Here is a 17,506-nt window from a genome sequence, read left to right as displayed (position 1 = left end):
GCGGCAGGCGGACGTCAGTCGAGTACGGCGATCCCGTCCAGCTCGACCAGCGCCTCCTCGTCCCACAGCCTCGTGATGCCGACGACCGCCATCGCCGGATAGTCGCGGCCCGCCAGCCGCCGCCAGATGCGGCCGAGTTCGGGGGCGTGCGCGCGGTAGTCCGCCACGTCCACCGCGTACACGGTCACCCGGGCCAGCCTGTCCGGGGTGCCGCCCGCCGCGGCCAGGGCCGCGAGCAGGTTGCCGAGCGCGGTCTCGAACTGCTCGGGCAGGGTCTGCCCCACGACCTTGCCCGCGCCGTCCAGCGCGGTCTGCCCGGCGAGCACCACCAGCCGGCCGCCGGTGGCGACGACCGCGTGCGAGAAGCCGGTGGGCGGGGAGAGCTCCGCGGGGTTCACGCGTTCCAGGCTCACCGGTACAGCTCCTTCGCGATGATCGTGCGCTGGACCTCGCTGGCGCCCTCGTAGATCCGGGGTGCCCGCACCTCCCGGTAGAGGTGTTCCAGCAGGTGGCCGCGCTGGAGGGCGACCGCCCCGTGCAGCTGTACGGCGTGGTCCACCACGTACTGGGCGGTCTCGGTGGCGAGCAGCTTGGCCATCGCGGCCCGCTTGGGCACGTCCGCGGCCCCGCTGTCGTACGCGCCCGCCGCCGCGTACACGAGCAACCGGGCCGCTTCGGTGCGGGTGGCCATCTCGGCCACCCGGTGGGCGACCGCCTGGAGGTCCCCGAGCACCCCGCCGAACGCGCTGCGGCCCGCCGTGTGCCGCACCGCCGCGTCGAGCGCGGCCTGCGCCATGCCCACCGCGAACGCGCCCACGCTGGGGCGGAACAGGTTGAGGGTGCCCATGGCCACCCGGAACCCCCGGCCGGGCTCCCCGAGCAGGTCCTCGGGGCCCACCGGCACCCCGTCGAAGGCGACGCTGCCGATCGGGTGCGGGGAGAGCATGTCGAGCGGCTCCCCGCCGAGTCCGGGGCGGTCCGCCGGGACCAGGAAGGCGGTCACCCCGCGGGATCCGGGCGCCTCCCCCGTACGGGCGAACACGGTGTAGAAATCGGCCTCGGGCGCGTTGGAGATCCACCGCTTCTCCCCCGTCAGCCGCCAGCCGGCCCCGTCCGGTTCGGCACGCAGGGCCAGCGCGGCCGCGTCGGAGCCGGCCCCCGGCTCGCTCAGCGCGAAGGCCGCCACCGCCCGCCCGGCCCGCACCTCGGGGAGCCAGCGGTCCCGCTGGGCCGGCGAGCCGGCGCTCAGCACCGGGTGGGTGCCCAGGCCCTGCAGGGCGAGCGCGGTCTCCGCCTCGGTGCAGGCGTACGCGAGGGACTCGCGCAGCAGGCACAGGTCGAGGGCGCCCGAGGTGAACAGCCGGTCCAGCAGCCCGGTTTCGCCGAGCGCCGCGAGCAGCGGGCGGTTGACCCGGCCCGGCTCGCCCTTCTCGGCCAGCGGCCGCAGCCGTCCGGCCGCCAGCGCGCGCAGCTCGGCGCACCACTGCTCCTGTTCCGGTCCGAGCACGAACCCCGCCATTGCGGCCCTCTTCCTCTCGCCCGTGCGGCGAGCGCCCTCCGGTGAATGCGGTCCTGTGATTACGGTGCTGTGGGTGAGCGGTGGTGCGGTCGGTGCGGTGGTGCTGCCGGTGCGGCGGTGCCGTAAGGGCGGCCGTCGGCCGTGCGCCGGAGGCGGGGGAGGCCCCGCACGGAGTTCCGTACCGCACCCGGTCTATCGCGTTTCACTGATTGCCGTCACCATAACGCTACGCTCGTTTTCGCGACTGCACGGCCGCCGGCACCACATCTCCCTCCCGGACGACGCCGCAAGGGGGCGAACCGCCTTGGAGCTCAAGCCTTCCGCTCACGCAGACACCTTCGCGCGCGACCATCTGCCGCCCCCCGAGGACTGGCCCGAACTCGTCTTCCGGCTGCCCGAGCTGGCCTATCCGGACCGCCTCAACTGCGCCGCGGAGCTGCTCGACACGACCGTGGCGCGGTTCGGCCCGGACCGGCCGGCCTTCCGCACCGCGGACGGCGGGGTCTGGTCGTACGGGGAGCTCCAGGGGCACGTGGACCGGATCGCCCGGGTGCTCACCGGGGAGCTGGGCGTGGCCCCCGGCAACCGGGTGCTGCTGCGCGGCCCCACCAGCCCCTGGCTCGCGGCCTGCTGGCTCGCGGTGGTGAAGGCGGGGGCGGTGGCGGTCACGGTGCTGCCCCAGCAGCGGCCGCGGGAGCTGGCCGCGGTCTGCGAGATCGCCCGGGTCGGGCACGCCCTGTGCCACGAGTCCGTACGGGCGGACCTGGAGAAGGCCGCCGTGCCGGGGCTGCGCATCACCCCGTACGGCGGGCCCGGCGCGGACGACCTGCTGCGGCGGGCCGGGCGGCAGCCGGCGGGCTTCGGGGCGGTGCCGACCTCGGCCGACGACGTGGCGCTGATCGCCTTCACCTCGGGCACCACGGGCCGGCCCAAGGGGTGCATGCACTTCCACCGGGACGTGCTGGCCGTGGCCGACACCTTCTCCCGGCAGGTGCTGCGGCCGGAGCCGGAGGACGTGTTCGCGGGCAGCCCGCCGCTTGGCTTCACCTTCGGGCTGGGCGGGCTGGTGGTCTTCCCGCTGCGCGCCGGGGCCTCCGCGCTGCTCCTGGAGCAGGCCGGGCCGCGGCAGCTGCTGCCCGCGCTGGCGGCGCACCGGGTGTCGGTGCTGTTCACGGCCCCGACCGCGTACCGCACCATGCTCGACGAGCTGGACGGGCACGATCTGAGCGCCCTGCGCCGGTGCGTCTCGGCCGGCGAGAACCTGCCGGCCGCCACCTGGGACGCCTGGTACGAGCGCACCGGGCTGCGGATCATCAACGGCATCGGCGCCACCGAGCTCCTGCACATCTTCATCGCGGCCGCCGACGAGGAGATCCGGCCCGGCACCACGGGCCGCCCGGTGCCCGGCTGGCAGGCCCGGGTGGTGGACCGGGAGGGCAAGCCGGTCCCGGACGGCGTGCCCGGGCTGCTGGCCGTCCGCGGCCCGGTCGGCTGCCGGTACCTGGCCGACCCCCGGCAGCGCGAGTACGTGCAGGGGGGATGGAACATCACCGGGGACACGTACGTCCGCGAGTCGGACGGCTACTTCCGGTACGTGGCCCGCGCCGACGACATGATCATCTCGGCCGGGTACAACATCGCGGGCCCCGAGGTGGAGGAGGCCCTGCTGCGCCATCCGGAGGTGGCGGAGGCGGCGGTGGTGGGGCGGCCGGACGAGCTGCGCGGGCAGGTGGTGGTGGCGTACGCGGTGCTGCGGCAGGGCTCGGAGGCCACCGAGGAGGAGCTGCGGACCTGGATGAAGGCCGAGCTGGCTCCGCACAAGTGTCCGCGGGCCTTCGTCTTCCGGGCTTCGCTCCCCCGCACCGAGACCGGAAAACTTCAGCGCTTCCGGCTGCGCGATCTAGAGTGATCAGGTGGCCGAGCAGCACACCCCGCGATCCCTGATCGTCACGTTCTACGGCGCCTACGGGCGGCCGGAGCAGGGCCCCGTCCCGGTGGCCGCCCTGATCCGGCTGCTGGGCGCCGCGGGCGTCGACGCGCCCTCCGTACGCTCTTCGGTCTCGCGGCTCAAACGCCGCGGCTTCCTCGTACCGGCGAAGGCGGCGGACGGGGCTGCGGCGTACGCCCTGTCCGAGGAGGCCCGCGAGCTGCTCGCGGACGGCGACCGGCGCATCTACCGCGCCCCGGACGGCGGGCGGGCGCAGGCCGGGGAGGGCGCGGAGGCCGAATGGCTGCTCGCCGTGTTCTCGGTCCCCGAGCAGGAGCGGCACAAGCGGCACCTGCTGCGCTCGCGGCTGGCCCGCCTCGGCTTCGGCGCGGCGGCCCCCGGTGTGTGGATCGCCCCGGCCCGGCTGTACGAGGAGACCCGGCACACCCTGGACCGCCTGCACCTGGGCGGCTACGTGGACCTGTTCCGCGGCGCGCACCTGGGTTTCGCCCCGACCGCGGAGGCGGTCTCGCGGTGGTGGGACCTGGCGGCCATCGCCAAGCAGCACGAGGAGTTCCTCGACCGGCACGAGCCGGTGCTGCGCGGCTGGCAGGCGGGCCGGACCGGCGAGGTCGCGGAGCAGGCCTACCGGGACTACCTGCTGGCCCTGGACTCCTGGCGGCGGCTGCCGTACGCCGATCCCGGGCTGCCGGCGGACCTGCTGCCCTCGGACTGGCCCGGCGAGCGGTCCGCGGCCGTGTTCGCGGAGCTGCACGCGCGGCTGCGGGACACCGGGGCGGAGTTCGTGGGCCGCTGAGGGCCGACGGGGGGACGGGCCGACGGGGGCGGGGGCGGGGGCGGCCCGGCGGATAACCCGGTGCGCGAGTCCGCAGGGTCCGGCCATCATGGGCCATGCCGTGGACCTTCACCGAAGACTTCGACGCCTATCAGGCCGCCGCGGGCGCGTACGCGGCCTCCCGGCCCGACTCCCACACCGTGCTGCTGACGGTCGCCGACGCCCTGGCCCGGCGGGGCCCGCACGCCTTCGGGGAGGGAACCCCGTTCTTCGGCTGGTGGCGGGACGCGGGCGGGACCGTGGCCGGGTGCCTGGTGTGCACTCCCCCGTACGCGCTGATGCTGGGGGTGCTGACCGCGCCCGCGGCGGCCGAGCTCGGGGCCGCGTTCGCCACCGAGCCCCGGCTGGCGGCGGCCGGCGGCTTCAACGCGCGGCGCGCGGACGCCGAGGCGCTGGCCGCGGCCTGCGGGCGGGACACCGCGGTGGCCGAGGAGCTGCGGCTGTACCGGCTGGCGGCCCTGGTCCCCCCGGACCCGGCCCCGCCCGGGGCGGCCCGCGCCGCCACCGCGGCGGACCTGCCGCTGCTCATGGAGTGGTACGCGGCCTTCGGCGCCGACACCGGGCAGCCGGCCGGGATCCCCGAATCTGCGGTCCGCGACCGCATCTCCTTCGGCGGGCTGCTGCTGTGGGAGGACGCGGGCGTGCCGGTGTCCATGGCCGGCCGGTCCCGGGTGGCGCAGGGCACCAGCCGGATCGGCCCCGTGTACACCCCGCCGGCGCTGCGCGGCCGCGGGTACGCGGCGGGGGTGACCACCGCCGCCACGCGGGCGGCGCAGGCCGCCGGAGCGCAGGAGGTGCTCCTGTTCACCGACCTGGCGAACCCGACGAGCAACGGCATCTACCGGCGCCTCGGCTACCGGTCGGTCGAGGACCGGCTGCACCTGGTCCTGTGAGCGGGCCCGCACCGTCCGGGTCTGCGCCGTCCACGCCGTACGCCCCGCCCGGCGCCCCGGTCAGAGGCTGAGCCGCGGCTTCGGGGCGTCGGTGCGGCCGGTGGGCGGCCGCCGGGACCCGGCCCGGTAGGGGGCCGGCCAGGGCGCGGCGAGCCCCGTGTAGCCCTGCTCGGCGGCCGCGTGCAGGGTCCAGTGCGGGTCGTACAGGTGCGGCCGGCCCAGGGCGCACAGGTCCGCCCGGCCGGCCAGCAGCAGGGAGTTGACGTCGTCCCAGGAGGAGATGGCCCCCACCGCGATGACCGGGACGCCCACCGCGTTGCGGATGCGGTCGGCGAACGGGGTCTGGTACGAGCGGCCGTACTCGGGGCGCTCCTCGGCCACGACCTGTCCGGTGGAGACGTCGATCGCGTCCGCCCCGTGCTCGGCGAAGGCCCGGGCGATGGCCACGGCCTCGTCCGTGCCGGTGCCGCCGGGCGCCCAGTCGGTGGCGGAGATGCGGACGGTCATCGGCCGGTCCTGCGGCCACACCTCGCGTACGGCGTCGAAGACTTCGAGCGGGAAGCGCAGCCGGCCCGCGAGCGTGCCGCCGTACCCGTCGGTGCGCCGGTTGGTGAGCGGCGAGAGGAAGCCGGACAGCAGGTAGCCGTGGGCGCAGTGCAGTTCGAGCAGGTCGAAGCCGCAGTCGGCGGCCCGCCGCGCGGAATCGGCGAACTGCCGCCGGATGACCGGGAGTTCGCTGGCGGCGAGTTCGCGCGGCACCTGGTTGACCCCGTGCCGGTAGGGCAGCGGGGAGGCGGCGGCCAGCGGCCAGTTGCCGGCGGGCAGCGGTTCGTCCATGCCCTCCCACATCCGCCGGGTGGAGCCCTTGCGGCCCGCGTGCCCGAGCTGGATCCCGAGCGCGGTGCCCTCGGCGGAGGCGTGCACGAAGTCGACGATCCGCCGCCAGGCCTCGGCCTGTCCGTCGGTGTAGAGCCCGGCGCAGCCGGGGGTGATCCGGGCCTCGGGGCCGACGCACACCATCTCGGTCATGACCAGTCCGGGCCCGCCGAGGGCGCGGCTGCCGAGGTGCACGAGGTGGAAGTCGCCGGGCACCCCGTCGGTGGCGGAGTACATGTCCATCGGCGAGACGACCACCCGGTTGCGCAGGGTCAGTCCGCGCAGCCGGTACGGGGTGAACATCGGCGGGGTGCCCTCGGGGCAGCCGAAGTCCCGCTCGACCAGTCCGGTGAAGCGCTCGTCGCGCATCCGCAGGTTGCCGTGGGTGACCCGGCGGCTGCGGGTGAGCAGGTTGAAGGCGAACTGCCGGGCGGGCTGGTCCACGTATCCGGCGAGGTCCTCGAACCAGCGCAGGCTGGCGGCCGCGGCCCGCTGGGTGGATTCGACGACGGGGCGGCGCTCGGCCTCGTAGGCGGCGAGGGCGGCGGGCAGTCCGTCCTGCTCCTCGATGCAGGCGGCGAGCGCGAGGGCGTCCTCGACGGCCAGCTTGGTCCCGGAGCCGATGGAGAAGTGCGCGGTGTGCGCGGCGTCGCCGAGCAGCACGGTGCTGCCGTGGGACCAGCGCTCGTTGACGACCGTGCGGAAGGCGGTCCAGGCCGAGTTGTTGCCGCGCAGCGGGCGGCCGCGCAGGGTCTCGGCGAAGATCTTGGCGCAGCGGGCGGCGGACTCCTCCTCGTCGCACAGGTCGAGCCCGGCGGCCTGCCAGACCTCCTCGCGCATCTCGACGATGACGGTGGAGGACTCGGCGGCATAGGGGTAGCCGTGCAGCTGCATGACCCCGTGCGCGGTCTCCGCGATCTCGAAGCGGAAGGCGTCGAACGCGAAGTCGGCGGCCAGCCAGATGTAGCGGCAGCGGTGGGTCTCGATCCGGGGCCGGAAGGCGGCGGCGAAGGCCTCGCGGGTGCGGCTGTGCACCCCGTCCGCGGCGATCACCAGGTCGTGCCCGGCGGCCAGGGCGGCCGGGTCGGGGGCCTCGGTGCGGGTGCGCAGCTCCACCCCGAGTCCGGCGCACCGCTCGTGCAGGATCTCCAGCAGCCGGCGGCGGCCGACCGCGGCGAAGCCGTGCCCGCCGGAGGTCAGGATCCGGCCGCGGTGCAGGACCTCGATGTCGTCCCAGCGGACGAACTCCCGCCGGAGCGCGGCGAACACCTCCGGGTCGGCCTGTTCGATGCCGCCGAGGGTCTCGTCGGAGAGGACCACCCCGAAGCCGAAGGTGGCCGCGGGGGTGTTGCGCTCCCAGACGGTGATCTCCCGGTCCGGGCCCAGCCGTTTGAGGAGGGCCGCCGCGTACAGCCCGCCGGGTCCGCCGCCGACGACCGCGATCCGCACGGCTACCTCCCTCGCCAGTCGGGCGGCCGCTTGGCCGTGAACGCCGCGTGGAACTCGGCGTAGTCCTCGCCGTTCATCAGCAGGGCCTGGGTGGCCGCGTCGAGTTCGACGCTGGCGGCCAGCGGCATGTCGAGCTCGGCGGTCAGCAAGGCCTTGGTCTGGGCGTAGGCGAGTGCGGGGCCGGCGGCGAGGCGGGCGGCGAGCTCGGCGGCCCGCGCGTCGGCCTTGCCCTCGTCGGTGAGTTCGCTGAGCAGTCCGATCCGTTCGGCCTCCGCGGCGCGCACCGGCTCCCCGAGCATCAGCAGCCGGGTGGCGTGCCCGAGGCCGACCACCCGGGGCAGCAGGTAGGCGGCGCCCATGTCCCCGCCGGACAGCCCGACGCGGGTGAACAGGAAGGCGAAGCGGGCGGAGGGGTCGGCGATGCGGAAGTCGGCGGCGAGCGCGAGGACGGCCCCGGCTCCGGCGGCCACGCCGTGGACGGCGGCGACGACCGGGAAGGGGCATTCGCGGATCGCGCGCACGACCTGCCCGGTCATCCGGTTGAAGTCGAGGAGCTGCGCGGTGTCCATGGCGAGCGTGGCGCCGATGATCTCGTCCACGTCGCCGCCGGAGCAGAAGCCGCGCCCCCCGCCGCCGAGGACGAGGGCGCGCACGGAGCGCTCGCGGGAGAGTTCGGCCAGCAGATCGCGCAGGTCGGCGTAGGCGCCGAAGGTGAGCGCGTTCAGCTTCTCGGGGCGGTCGAGGGTGACGGTGGCGACCCCGTCCCGGCTGGTCAGCCGGAGGTGGCGCCATCGTTCGGTACGGGCTGCGGAACCGGTGAAGGGGCTCACCCCATGAGCGTATCACCGAGTTGTGACTTCCGTCATGGAAACGCGACAACCGAGTACCCGGCGGGGCACCCGGGGGCGGCCTCCACCACCGCCGCCCGGGCGTCAACCCCGACTTGACCTGCTGAATGACTATGCGGCCTCGCCCGCGAGGGTCGCGACGAGCACGGCCTTGATGGTGTGCAGCCGGTTCTCCGCCTCGTCGAAGACGACCGAGTGGGCGGACTCGAACACCTCGTCCGTCACCTCCAGGTGGTCCAGCCCGTGCCGGTCGTGGATCTCCCGGGCCACCGCCGTGCCCAGGTCGTGGTAGGCGGGCAGGCAGTGCAGGAACTTCACGTCCGGGTTCCCGGTGGCCCGCAGCACGTCCATGGTGACGGCGTACGGGGACAGGGCCGCGATCCGCTCGTCCCAGACCTCCTTCGGCTCCCCCATGGAGACCCAGACGTCGGTGGCCACGAAGTCGGCGCCGCCGACGGCCTCGGCGACCTCCTCGGTCAGGGTGACCCGCGCCCCGGAGGCGGCCGCGAGCTTCCGGGCCCGCGCCACGACCTGCTCCGCGGGCCAGTACCTGCGCGGCGCGGCGATCCGTACGTCCATGCCGAGCAGGGCGCCGGCGACCAGGTACGAGTTGCCCATGTTGAAGCGCGCGTCGCCGAGGTAGGCGAGGGCGATCCGGTCCAGGGGCTTGTCGCAGTGCTCGGTCATGGTCAGGGCGTCGGCGAGCATCTGGGTGGGGTGCCAGTCGTCCGTCAGGCCGTTGTAGACGGGGACCCCGGCGTGCGCGGCGAGCTCCTCGATGCTGTCCTGGCTGTCCCCGCGGTACTGGATCGCGTCGAACATCCGGCCGAGGACCCGGGCGGTGTCCTTCACGGACTCCTTGTGCCCGATCTGCGAGCCGGAGGGGTCCAGGTAGGTGGTGGAGGCACCCTGGTCCGCGGCGGCCACCTCGAACGCGCAGCGGGTGCGCGTGGAGGTCTTCTCGAAGATCAGGGCGATGTTCTTCCCGCGCAGCCGGGGGACCTCGGCGCCGGCCCGCTTGGCGGCCTTCAGCTCGGCGGACAGCTCGATGAGGCCGCGGAACTCGTCGGCGGTGAAGTCGAGCTCCTTGAGAAAACTGCGGCCGGCCAGGTGGGTGGCCATGGGCACTCCTAGGTCGCACAGGGCGGGGGGACCTTGGAAGTCTATACGAGCTACCGCATTGCTATGCAGCCCGTCCCGGCATGCGATCCCTCACACGGCCACCGCCCGGCCCGCACCGCTTCCGCCGTCCCCTCCGAGCCTGCCTCACTCCACCGCGTCGCGCTCCACGGGACAGCTCATGCAGCGCGGCCCGCCCCGCCCGCGGCCCAGCTCGCTGCCCGGGATCTCGATCACCTCGATCCCCTGCCTGCGCAGGTGCGTGTTGGTGGTCACGTTGCGCTCGTACGCGACGACCACGCCGGGCTCCACGGCCAGCACGTTGCAGCCGTCGTCCCACTGCTCGCGCTCGGCGGAGTGCACGTCCTGGGTGGCGGTGAGCACCCGGATCCGGTCCAGGCCCAGGGCGGCCGCGATCGCCCGGTGCATGTGCTCGGGCGGGTGGTCGGTGACCTTCAGTTCGGTCTCGCCCGCACCGGGCTCGATGGTGTACGAGCGCAGCATGCCCAGGCCCGCGTACTGGGTGAAGGTGTCCCCGTCGACCATCGTCATCACCGTGTCCAGGTGCATGAACGCACGCCGCTTGGGCATGTCGAGGGCCACGATCGTACGGGCCGACCCGGCGGCGAACAGCCCCCGCGCGAGCATCTCCACGGCCTGCGGGGTGGTGCGCTCGCTCATGCCGATGAGCACGGCCCCGTTGCCGAGGACCAGCACGTCCCCGCCCTCGATGGTCGAGGGGTAGTCGGCCTGCCCCTGCGACCAGTAGTGGAAGGCCCCGGAGGCGGTGAACAGCGGGTGGTGCCGGTAGATGGCCTCGAAGTGGACCGTCTCGCGCTGCCGGGCCGGCCAGCGCATGGCGTTGATCGACACCCCGTCGTAGATCCAGGCCGAGGTGTCGCGCGTGAACAGGTGGTTGGGGAGCGGGCCGAGCAGGAAGCCGTCCAGGTCCAGCGCGTGGAAGCGGACCGAGACGGGCTCCTCGAACCGTTCGAGGTACTCGCGCTTGGTCATGCCGCCGACCAGCGCGTCCACGAGGTCGGCCGCCGGGAGGTCCTCGAAGGCCGCGCGCAGGTGCCCGGTGGCGAGCGGCCCGTACTCCTTCTCGTCGAACACCCGGTCCAGCACGAGGCGTCTGGCCTCCGGCACGTCGAGGGCCTCGCGCAGCAGGTCCCCGAAGAGGTGGACCGCCACCCCGCGGTCCCGCAGGACGTCCGCGAACCCGTCGTGCTCCTGGCGGGCCCGGCGCACCCAGAGCACGTCGTCGAAGAGCAGGGCGTCCTTGTTGCTGGGGGTGAGCCGCTTCAGCTCCAGGTCGGGCCGGTGGAGGATGACGCGGCGCAGCCGCCCGGTCTCGGAATCGACATGGAATCCCATGTGTACACGGTCGCAGACCGGGCGGCCTTTGTGAGCAGGGCGGCTGACGGTCAGTGGAGACCGATGAGCGCCCCGGGGTCGCCCTGGAGGGCGGGGGCGATCAGGCCCAGCTTGGGGGTGACCAGCTCCGGCAGGCCCATGCGGGAGCCGTCGGGCATGCTCAGCGGGGCGCCGACGACCGCGCCGGGGCTCTGGGCGAGCAGCGGCGAGCGCTCGGAGGTGACCTCCGCCTCGTCGGGGTTGCCGGTGCCGAGCAGCCCCGGCAGCTCGGAGCCGACGACGGTGGGCGCCAGGTCCCCGGTCAGCGGGACCGGCGGCAGGAGCGGGCTCGGCAGCAGCTCGCCCTGGTGGTGCGTCGGGCCCTCGACGGCCCCGGGCGTCAGCAGCGGCACGCCGCTCGCGATCTTCGGGGCGGGCACGCCCACCGCCGTCTCCAGCGCCTCCAGGGGCACCGCCACCGGCACGTGTCCGTCGGCCAGGGCCGGCGACGCGGCCACCGCCGTGGCCATACACGTCATGAGCGCCGCAATGCTCCCGCGCGCGGTCATTTTCATTCTGCGTTCCGTCCTTCCAGGCATGCGGACACTCCGCTTCGCTGGAAGAAACGAGCCCGCACCCCGATTCCCCGAAAAGTTCCCCCATTTGCCGTAACCAAGCGGTGGACCGGACAGGTGAAACCAATGGTGGACCGGGGTGCGGCCGCGCCGGCTAGAGGCGCGGGTCGACGGGCTCCGATTCCAGCGCGAGCACCGCGAACACCGCCTCGTGGACCCGCCACAGGGGCTCCCCCGCGGCCAGCCGGTCCAGGGCCTCCAGCCCGAGCGCGTACTCGCGCAGGGCCAGCGACCGCTTGTGGCCGAGGTGCCGGCCGCGCAGCCGGGCCAGGTTCTCCGGGCGCGTGTACTCCGGACCGTAGATGATCCGCAGGTACTCGCGCCCGCGGACCTTGACCCCCGGCTGGACCAGGCGCCCGTCCGCGCCGCGGGCGTACGCCTCCAGCGGCTTGACCACCATGCCCTCGCCGCCGTCGGCCGTCAGCCGCAGCCACCACTGCGTACCGGCCCGCACCGACTCCGGGTCCCCGGTGTCCACGAGGATCCGGCCGGTGGCGCGCAGCAGCCCGGTGCCCGCCTTCTCGTCGGCGGCGACCAGCCGGTCCAGCCACGCGAGCTGCTCGTCGTGCGGCACCGTGGCCAGGTTGCGGCCCTGGCAGGCGAGCAGCTGGAAGGGGGCGAAGCGCACCCCCTCCAGCCCCCGGGTGGGCCAGCAGTAGCGCCGGTAGGCCTCGGTGAACGCGGCTGCGTCGGCGGCCCGTTCGCGCATGAGCCCGCCCAGGGCCCCGGTGTCCACGCCCCGGGCCGCGGCCGCCTCCACGGCCGCCAGCGCCGGGGGCAGCGCCGCGGCGGCGGCCGCCCCGACGGCGGCGTACTGGGTGCGCAGCAGTCCGGTGGCCTTCAGGGACCAGGGCAGCAGCTCCCCGTCGAAGAGCAGCCAGTCGGTGCCGAGCTCCTCCCACAGCCCGGCGTCGGTGACGGACCCGCGCAGCCGGTCCAGCACCTCCTCGGTGACCTTCGGGTCGTCGAAGAACGGGCGGCCGGTACGCGTGTACAGCGCGCCGGTCACCCCGGCGGCGCCGAAGCGTGCGGCGGCCGCGGCGGCGTCCCGGCAGAGCAGCACCACGGCCCGGGAGCCCATGTGCTTCTCCTCGCACACCACCCGGGCGATGCCGTCCGCCCGGTACTGGGCGAAGGCCTCGGCGGGGTGCTCCAGGTGGCCCTCCTCCTTCGAGGTGGCGGTGGGCGCCATCGTCGGCGGCAGGTACGGGACCAGCCGCGGGTCCACCGCGAACCTGCTCATCACCTCCAGGGCGGCCGCCGCGTTCTCCTCGCGCACGGTGACCCGGCCGTGGTGGCGGGTCTCGACGGCCCGGCGGCCCTGTACGTCGGCGAGGTCGAGGGGCCGCCCGTCGGACGCCCCGGGGGCCGGCGCGGCGAGCGGGCGCAGCGGCTCGTACCAGACCCGCTCGGCCGGTACGTCGACCAGCTCGCGCTCGGGCCAGCGCAGCGCGGTCATCCGGCCGCCGAAGACGGCTCCCGTGTCCAGGCAGATGGTGTTGTTGATCCAGGAGGTGTCGGGGACCGGGGTGTGGCCGTAGACCACGACGGCCTTGCCCCGGTACTCCTCGGCCCAGGGGTGGCGCACCGGCAGCCCGAACTCGTCGGTCTCGCCGGTGGTCTCCCCGTACAGGGCGTGCGAGCGGACCCGCCCGGAGGTGCGGCCGTGGTACTTCTCGGGCAGGCCGGCGTGGCAGACCACGAGGCGGCCGCCGTCGAGCACGTAGTGGCTGACGAGCCCGTCGATGAACTCCCTGACGCGGGCGGTGAAGGCCTCGTCCTCGCGGCCGAGCTGCTCCACGGTCTCGGCGAGCCCGTGGGTGAGGCGGACCTTGCGGCCCTTGAGCCAACGGCCCAGCTTGTTCTCGTGGTTGCCGGGCACGCACAGGGCGGTGCCCGCCTCGACCATGTCCATGACCCGGCGGAGCACGCCGGGGCTGTCGGGGCCGCGGTCGACGAGGTCCCCGACGAAGACCGCGGTCCGGCCCTCGGGGTGCGCCCCGTCCCGGTAGCCGAGCTTGGCGAGCAGGGTTTCCAGCTCGGAGCTGCAGCCGTGGACGTCGCCGATGATGTCGAAGGGCCCGGTGAGGTGGCGCAGGTCGTTGAAGCGGCGCTCGCGCACCACCTCGGCCCGGTCCACCTCCTCCTCGCTGCGCAGCACGTGCACCTTGCGGAAGCCCTCGCGCTCCAGTCCGCGCAGGGACCGGTGCAGGTCGCGGCGGTGCCGCTGGATGACCCGGCGGGGCAGGGCGGCCCGGTCGGGGCGGCCGGCGTTGCGCGCCGCACAGACCTCCTCGGGCAGGTCGAGGACCACGGCCACGGGCAGCACGTCGTGGGCCCGCGCCAGGTCGACGAGCTGCCGGCGGGCCTCCGGCTGCACGCTGGTGGCGTCGACCACGGTGAGCCGGCCGGCGGCGAGCCGCTTGCCGGCGATGTGGTGGAGCACGTCGAACGCGTCCTTGCTGGCGCTCTGGTCGTTCTCGTCGTCGGCGACCAGGCCCCGGCAGTAGTCGGAGGAGAGCACCTCCGTGGGGGCGAAGTGGCGGCGGGCGAAGGTGGACTTGCCGGAGCCGGTGGCGCCGATCAGGACCACGAGGGACAGGTCGGGGACGGCGAGGGTGCGCGCGTGGTTCTGCCCGGTCATGCGGCCTGCTCCTCCTTCGGTGCGGCGGCCGTGAAGACGGCCATCTGGGTGGGCGGACCCACCTCGGGGTCCTCGGGTCCCACGGCGGCCCACCGGACGGTGTAGCCGTGGCGGGCGGCGACGGCGTCCGCCCAGGTCCGGAACTCGGCGCGGGTCCACTCGAAGCGGTGGTCGCCGTGCCGGACGTGTCCGGCGGGCAGGGACTCCCAGCGGACGTTGTACTCGGCGTTGGGGGTGGTCACGATCACGCTCCGGGGGCGGGCGGCGCCGAACACCGCGTACTCCAGGGCCGGCAGCCGGGGCAGGTCCACGTGCTCGACCACCTCGCTCAGGACGGCCGCGTCGTAGCCGGCCAGCCGGCGGTCGGTGTACGCGAGGGAGCCCTGGAAGAGGCTGACGCGGGCGCTCTGCCGCTCGCCCATCCGGTCCAGGCGCAGCCGGCGCGCGGCCACCGTCAGGGCCCGCACCGACACGTCCACGCCGACGATCTCGGTGAACGACACGTCCCCCAGCAGCTCCTGGACGAGCTGACCCTGGCCGCAGCCGAGGTCCAGCACCCGGTGGGCGCCGGCGGCGCGCAGCTCCGAGAGGATCGCGGCCCGGCGCTGCACGGCGAGCGGCACCGGCCGCTCCTCGGTGTCCTCGATCTCGTCCACCGCGTTGTCGAGCGCCTCGGCCTCGATGTCGTCCACGGCGGCGAGCCGGGCGAGTTCGAGGCGCTCGATGGCGGTGCGGGTCAGGCCGGGGCGGCGTGTGAGGAACCGGGCGGTGATGAGCCGGTGCTCGGGGTGGCCGGGCAGCCAGCCCTCACCGGCGCGCAGCAGCTTGTCCACCTCGTCCGGGGCCACCCAGTAGTGCTTGGCGTCGTCGAGCACGGGCAGCAGCACGTAGAGCTGGCGCAGCGCGTCGGCGAGGACCAGCTCCCCTTCGAGGACCAGCCGCACGTACCGCGAGTCGCCCCACTCGGGGAACTGCTCGTCGAGCGGCAGCGGTTCGGCGTCCACGGTGTCCCAGCCGAGCGGGGCGAACAGCCGGCGCACCAGGTCGGCGCCGCCGCCGCGGGCCGGCAGGGCGGGGATCTCGATGCGCAGCGGCCGGGCCTGCCCGGCGAGTTCGGGGCGGGCCTTGCAGGTGCCGCCCAGGGCGGTGCGGAACACGGCGGCCAGGGCGACGGCCAGCAGCGAGGACGCCGCGTACGGCCGGTCGTTGACGTACTGCGCGAGCGCCGTGTCGGCCTGCCCGGCCGCCCCGCGCCCGCGGCCCTGCTCCCGTCCCTTGCGGACGAGTGCCACCGCGTCCACCTCCAGCAGCAGCGCGGCGGTGCAGCGCTCGTCGGAGGCCTCGGGATACAGCACGTGGGCGGTGCCGTGCGAGGTGCTGAACGACTGGGCGTTGCCGGGATGCTTGTGCAGCAGGAAGCCCAGGTCGGTCGCGGGTCGGTCAGGGGTGCCGGTGGTGGAGATCGTCAGGAACACCCGTACGAGTATTGCCGCGCCCCGGAGCGGCCACCACGCATTTTCCGCACCGCCCGCCGCCGCCCGGGCTCATCCCCCTCCGCCGCCTTCCAAGGCCGCCGCCAGGGCGGCGATCCGGTCCGGGCCCACCCGGCAGCAGCCGCCGATCAGGCGGGCGCCGTCCCGCTGCCACTCGGCCACCGGCCACGGCACCGGGGCGGCCGGGGGCCGCCACAGCCCGGTCGCCGCGTCCCACACGGAGCCGTCGTTGGGATAGGCCACCACCGGCTTGCCGGAGGCGGCGGCCGCGATCCGGACGGCCGGACCGACCTCCCGCGGATCACAGCAGTTCACCCCGACGGCCAGCACCCCGGGGACCCCGGCGGCCAGCCCGAAGGCCTCGTCGAGCGGCTGCCCGGCGCGGGTGCGGCCGCCCTCGACGGTGTACGAGAGCCAGGCCGGGACCGGGCAGTCCGCGAGCACCCGCAGCAGGGCCCGCGCCTCGTCGGTGTCCGGCACGGTCTCGACGGCGAGCAGGTCGGCACCCGCCGCGGCCAGGGCCTCGATCCGCGGCCGGTGGAAGGCCTCCAGCGCCGCAGCGCTCAGCCCGTACCGGCCCCGGTACTCGGAACCGTCCGCGAGCACCGCCCCGTACGGCCCGACCGATCCGGCCACCCACACCGGCCGGTCGGGCCCGGCCGCGGCCTGCGCGGCCAGGGACACGCTGCGGCGCACCAGGGACGCGTCCGTGACCTGGTAGCTCGCGGTGATCAGCACCTCGGCCCCCGCCCTCAGGTAGGCCGTGTGCGCCGCCACCACCTGTTCGGGCGCCTCGGCGAGCACCCGCCCCGTCCAGAGCGCTCCGGAGAGGTCGCAGCCCTGGTCGAGCAGCCGGTTGCTGAGCCCGCCGTCGAGGAGCACGGTCCGCCGGTCCAGGGGCGGCGGTCCGGACGCGCGGGCCATCAGCCGAGCCGGCCCATCACCTGGGAGGCGATCAGCTCCAGGTGGTCCAGGTCGTGCAGGTCGAGCACCTGGAGGTAGATCCGCGAGGACCCGGCGGCCCGGTACGCACCGATCTTCTCGACGACCTCCGCGGGGCTGCCCGCCAGACCGTTCGCCTTCAGTTCCGCAACCTCCCTTCCGATGGCCGCCGCCCGGCGGGCCACCTCTGCGTCGTTCCTGCCCACGCACACCACGAGGGCGTTGGAGTACACCAGCTCCCCGGGGTCGCGGCCGGCCTCCCGGGCGGCCGCCCGCACCCGCCCGAACTGCCGCTCGGTGTCCGCCAGCGAGGCGAACGGGATGTTGAACTCGTCCGCGTACTTCGCGGCGAGCCGCGGGGTGCGGCGCGCCCCGTGCCCGCCGATCAGCACCGGCACCTTCTCCTGGAGCGGCTTGGGCAGGGCCGGGGAGTCCGTCAGCCGGTAGTGCTTGCCGGTGTGGCTGAACGTCTCCCCCACCTTGGTCCCCCACAGGCCCGTCACGATGGCCAGCTGCTCCTCCAGCCGCCCGAACCGGTCGGCCGGGAAGGGGATCCCGTACGCCTCGTGCTCCCGTTCGAACCAGCCGGCGCCCAGGCCGAATTCGACCCGGCCCCCGGACATCCGGTCCACCTGGGCCACCTGGATGGCGAGGACCCCCGGGAGCCGGAAGGTGCCCGCCGTCATCAGGGTGCCCAGCCGGATCCGGCTGGTCTCCCGCGCCAGCCCGGCCAGGGTGATCCAGGCGTCGGTGGGCCCCGGCATCCCCGGCAGCTCCCCGTCCGGCCCGGTCCGGCCCCCGCCGCCCATCCGCACGAAGTGGTCCGAACGGAAGAAGGCGTCGAAGCCGAGGTCCTCGGCGGCCTTGGCCACCGCCAGCAGCGTGTCGTAACTGGCTCCCTGCTGGGGCTCGGTGAAGATGCGAAGATCCATACCTCCATCCTGCCGCG

Annotated in this window: 14 protein-coding genes; 3 read left to right on the top strand and 11 right to left on the bottom strand. The window is 74.8% G+C overall.

All coding sequences use genetic code 11. The annotated features are described in order from the left end of the window. Positions 1 to 14 precede the first annotated feature (14 nt). Both ACZ407_RS15115 and ACZ407_RS15110 read right to left on the bottom strand, forming a co-directional pair. On the bottom strand, positions 15 to 413 hold the full coding sequence (locus ACZ407_RS15115; RefSeq protein ID WP_468128498.1) for a RidA family protein: 399 nt from the start codon (positions 411 to 413) through the stop codon (positions 15 to 17). Then, positions 410 to 1,519, bottom strand: coding sequence for an acyl-CoA dehydrogenase family protein (locus tag ACZ407_RS15110; protein WP_468128497.1), 1,110 nt, complete (start codon positions 1,517 to 1,519; stop codon positions 410 to 412). The genes ACZ407_RS15115 and ACZ407_RS15110 overlap by 4 nt, the downstream gene beginning before the upstream one ends. Positions 1,520 to 1,823: 304 nt before the next feature. Between ACZ407_RS15110 and ACZ407_RS15105 the strand changes: the two genes are divergently transcribed. The 3 genes from ACZ407_RS15105 (at position 1,824) to ACZ407_RS15095 (ending at position 5,195) form a co-directional block, all read left to right on the top strand. Next, positions 1,824 to 3,428 (top strand): AMP-binding protein, encoded by a 1,605-nt coding sequence (locus ACZ407_RS15105; protein ID WP_468128496.1) that lies wholly within the window; start codon positions 1,824 to 1,826, stop codon positions 3,426 to 3,428. Between the two features lie 4 nt (positions 3,429 to 3,432). Next, positions 3,433 to 4,263, top strand: a complete 831-nt coding sequence (locus ACZ407_RS15100; protein ID WP_468128495.1) for a PaaX family transcriptional regulator — start codon at positions 3,433 to 3,435, stop codon at positions 4,261 to 4,263. 95 nt (positions 4,264 to 4,358) lie between these two features. Next, positions 4,359 to 5,195, top strand: coding sequence for a GNAT family N-acetyltransferase (locus ACZ407_RS15095; RefSeq protein ID WP_468128494.1), 837 nt, complete (start codon positions 4,359 to 4,361; stop codon positions 5,193 to 5,195). Positions 5,196 to 5,255: 60 nt separating this feature from the next. Here the strand turns inward: ACZ407_RS15095 and ACZ407_RS15090 are convergent, their stop codons facing one another. The 9 genes from ACZ407_RS15090 to ACZ407_RS15050 all read right to left on the bottom strand — a co-directional run bounded on the left by ACZ407_RS15090 (position 5,256) and on the right by ACZ407_RS15050 (position 17,489). Beyond that, positions 5,256 to 7,538: a bifunctional salicylyl-CoA 5-hydroxylase/oxidoreductase gene (locus ACZ407_RS15090; protein WP_468128536.1), complete on the bottom strand. Its 2,283-nt coding sequence runs from the start codon at positions 7,536 to 7,538 to the stop codon at positions 5,256 to 5,258. After that, a complete protein-coding gene (locus ACZ407_RS15085; RefSeq protein WP_468128493.1) occupies positions 7,523 to 8,350 on the bottom strand; it encodes an enoyl-CoA hydratase family protein in 828 nt (275 codons plus the stop codon). Before ACZ407_RS15085 ends, ACZ407_RS15090 begins: the two co-directional genes overlap by 16 nt. 129 nt (positions 8,351 to 8,479) lie before the next feature. Then, entirely contained in the window at positions 8,480 to 9,490 is a 1,011-nt protein-coding gene (argF, locus tag ACZ407_RS15080; protein ID WP_468128492.1) for an ornithine carbamoyltransferase, read from the bottom strand. 144 nt (positions 9,491 to 9,634) lie between these two features. After that, entirely contained in the window at positions 9,635 to 10,864 is a 1,230-nt protein-coding gene (locus ACZ407_RS15075) for an arginine deiminase (protein WP_468128491.1), read from the bottom strand. A 50-nt stretch (positions 10,865 to 10,914) separates the two neighbouring features. Next, positions 10,915 to 11,382, bottom strand: a complete 468-nt coding sequence (locus tag ACZ407_RS15070) for a hypothetical protein (protein ID WP_468128490.1) — start codon at positions 11,380 to 11,382, stop codon at positions 10,915 to 10,917. Positions 11,383 to 11,572: 190 nt separating this feature from the next. Further along, a complete protein-coding gene (locus ACZ407_RS15065) occupies positions 11,573 to 14,122 on the bottom strand; it encodes a polynucleotide kinase-phosphatase (protein WP_468128489.1) in 2,550 nt (849 codons plus the stop codon). Then, positions 14,119 to 15,597: a 3' terminal RNA ribose 2'-O-methyltransferase Hen1 gene (locus ACZ407_RS15060; protein WP_468128488.1), complete on the bottom strand. Its 1,479-nt coding sequence runs from the start codon at positions 15,595 to 15,597 to the stop codon at positions 14,119 to 14,121. Before ACZ407_RS15060 ends, ACZ407_RS15065 begins: the two co-directional genes overlap by 4 nt. Before the next feature lie 69 nt (positions 15,598 to 15,666). After that, entirely contained in the window at positions 15,667 to 16,539 is an 873-nt protein-coding gene (gene mmuM / locus ACZ407_RS15055; protein WP_468128487.1) for a homocysteine S-methyltransferase, read from the bottom strand. Further along, the gene (locus tag ACZ407_RS15050) at positions 16,539 to 17,489 is read right to left on the bottom strand and encodes an LLM class F420-dependent oxidoreductase (RefSeq protein ID WP_468128486.1); all 951 of its coding nucleotides are present in this window, start codon (positions 17,487 to 17,489) and stop codon (positions 16,539 to 16,541) included. Before ACZ407_RS15050 ends, mmuM begins: the two co-directional genes overlap by 1 nt. Between the last annotated feature and the right edge of the window lie 17 nt (positions 17,490 to 17,506).

The organism is Streptomyces sp. NPDC030809 (assembly GCF_055572195.1).
The sequence above is the reverse complement of the archived record's forward strand: the minus strand, read 5'-3'. Positions and strand labels throughout refer to the sequence as shown.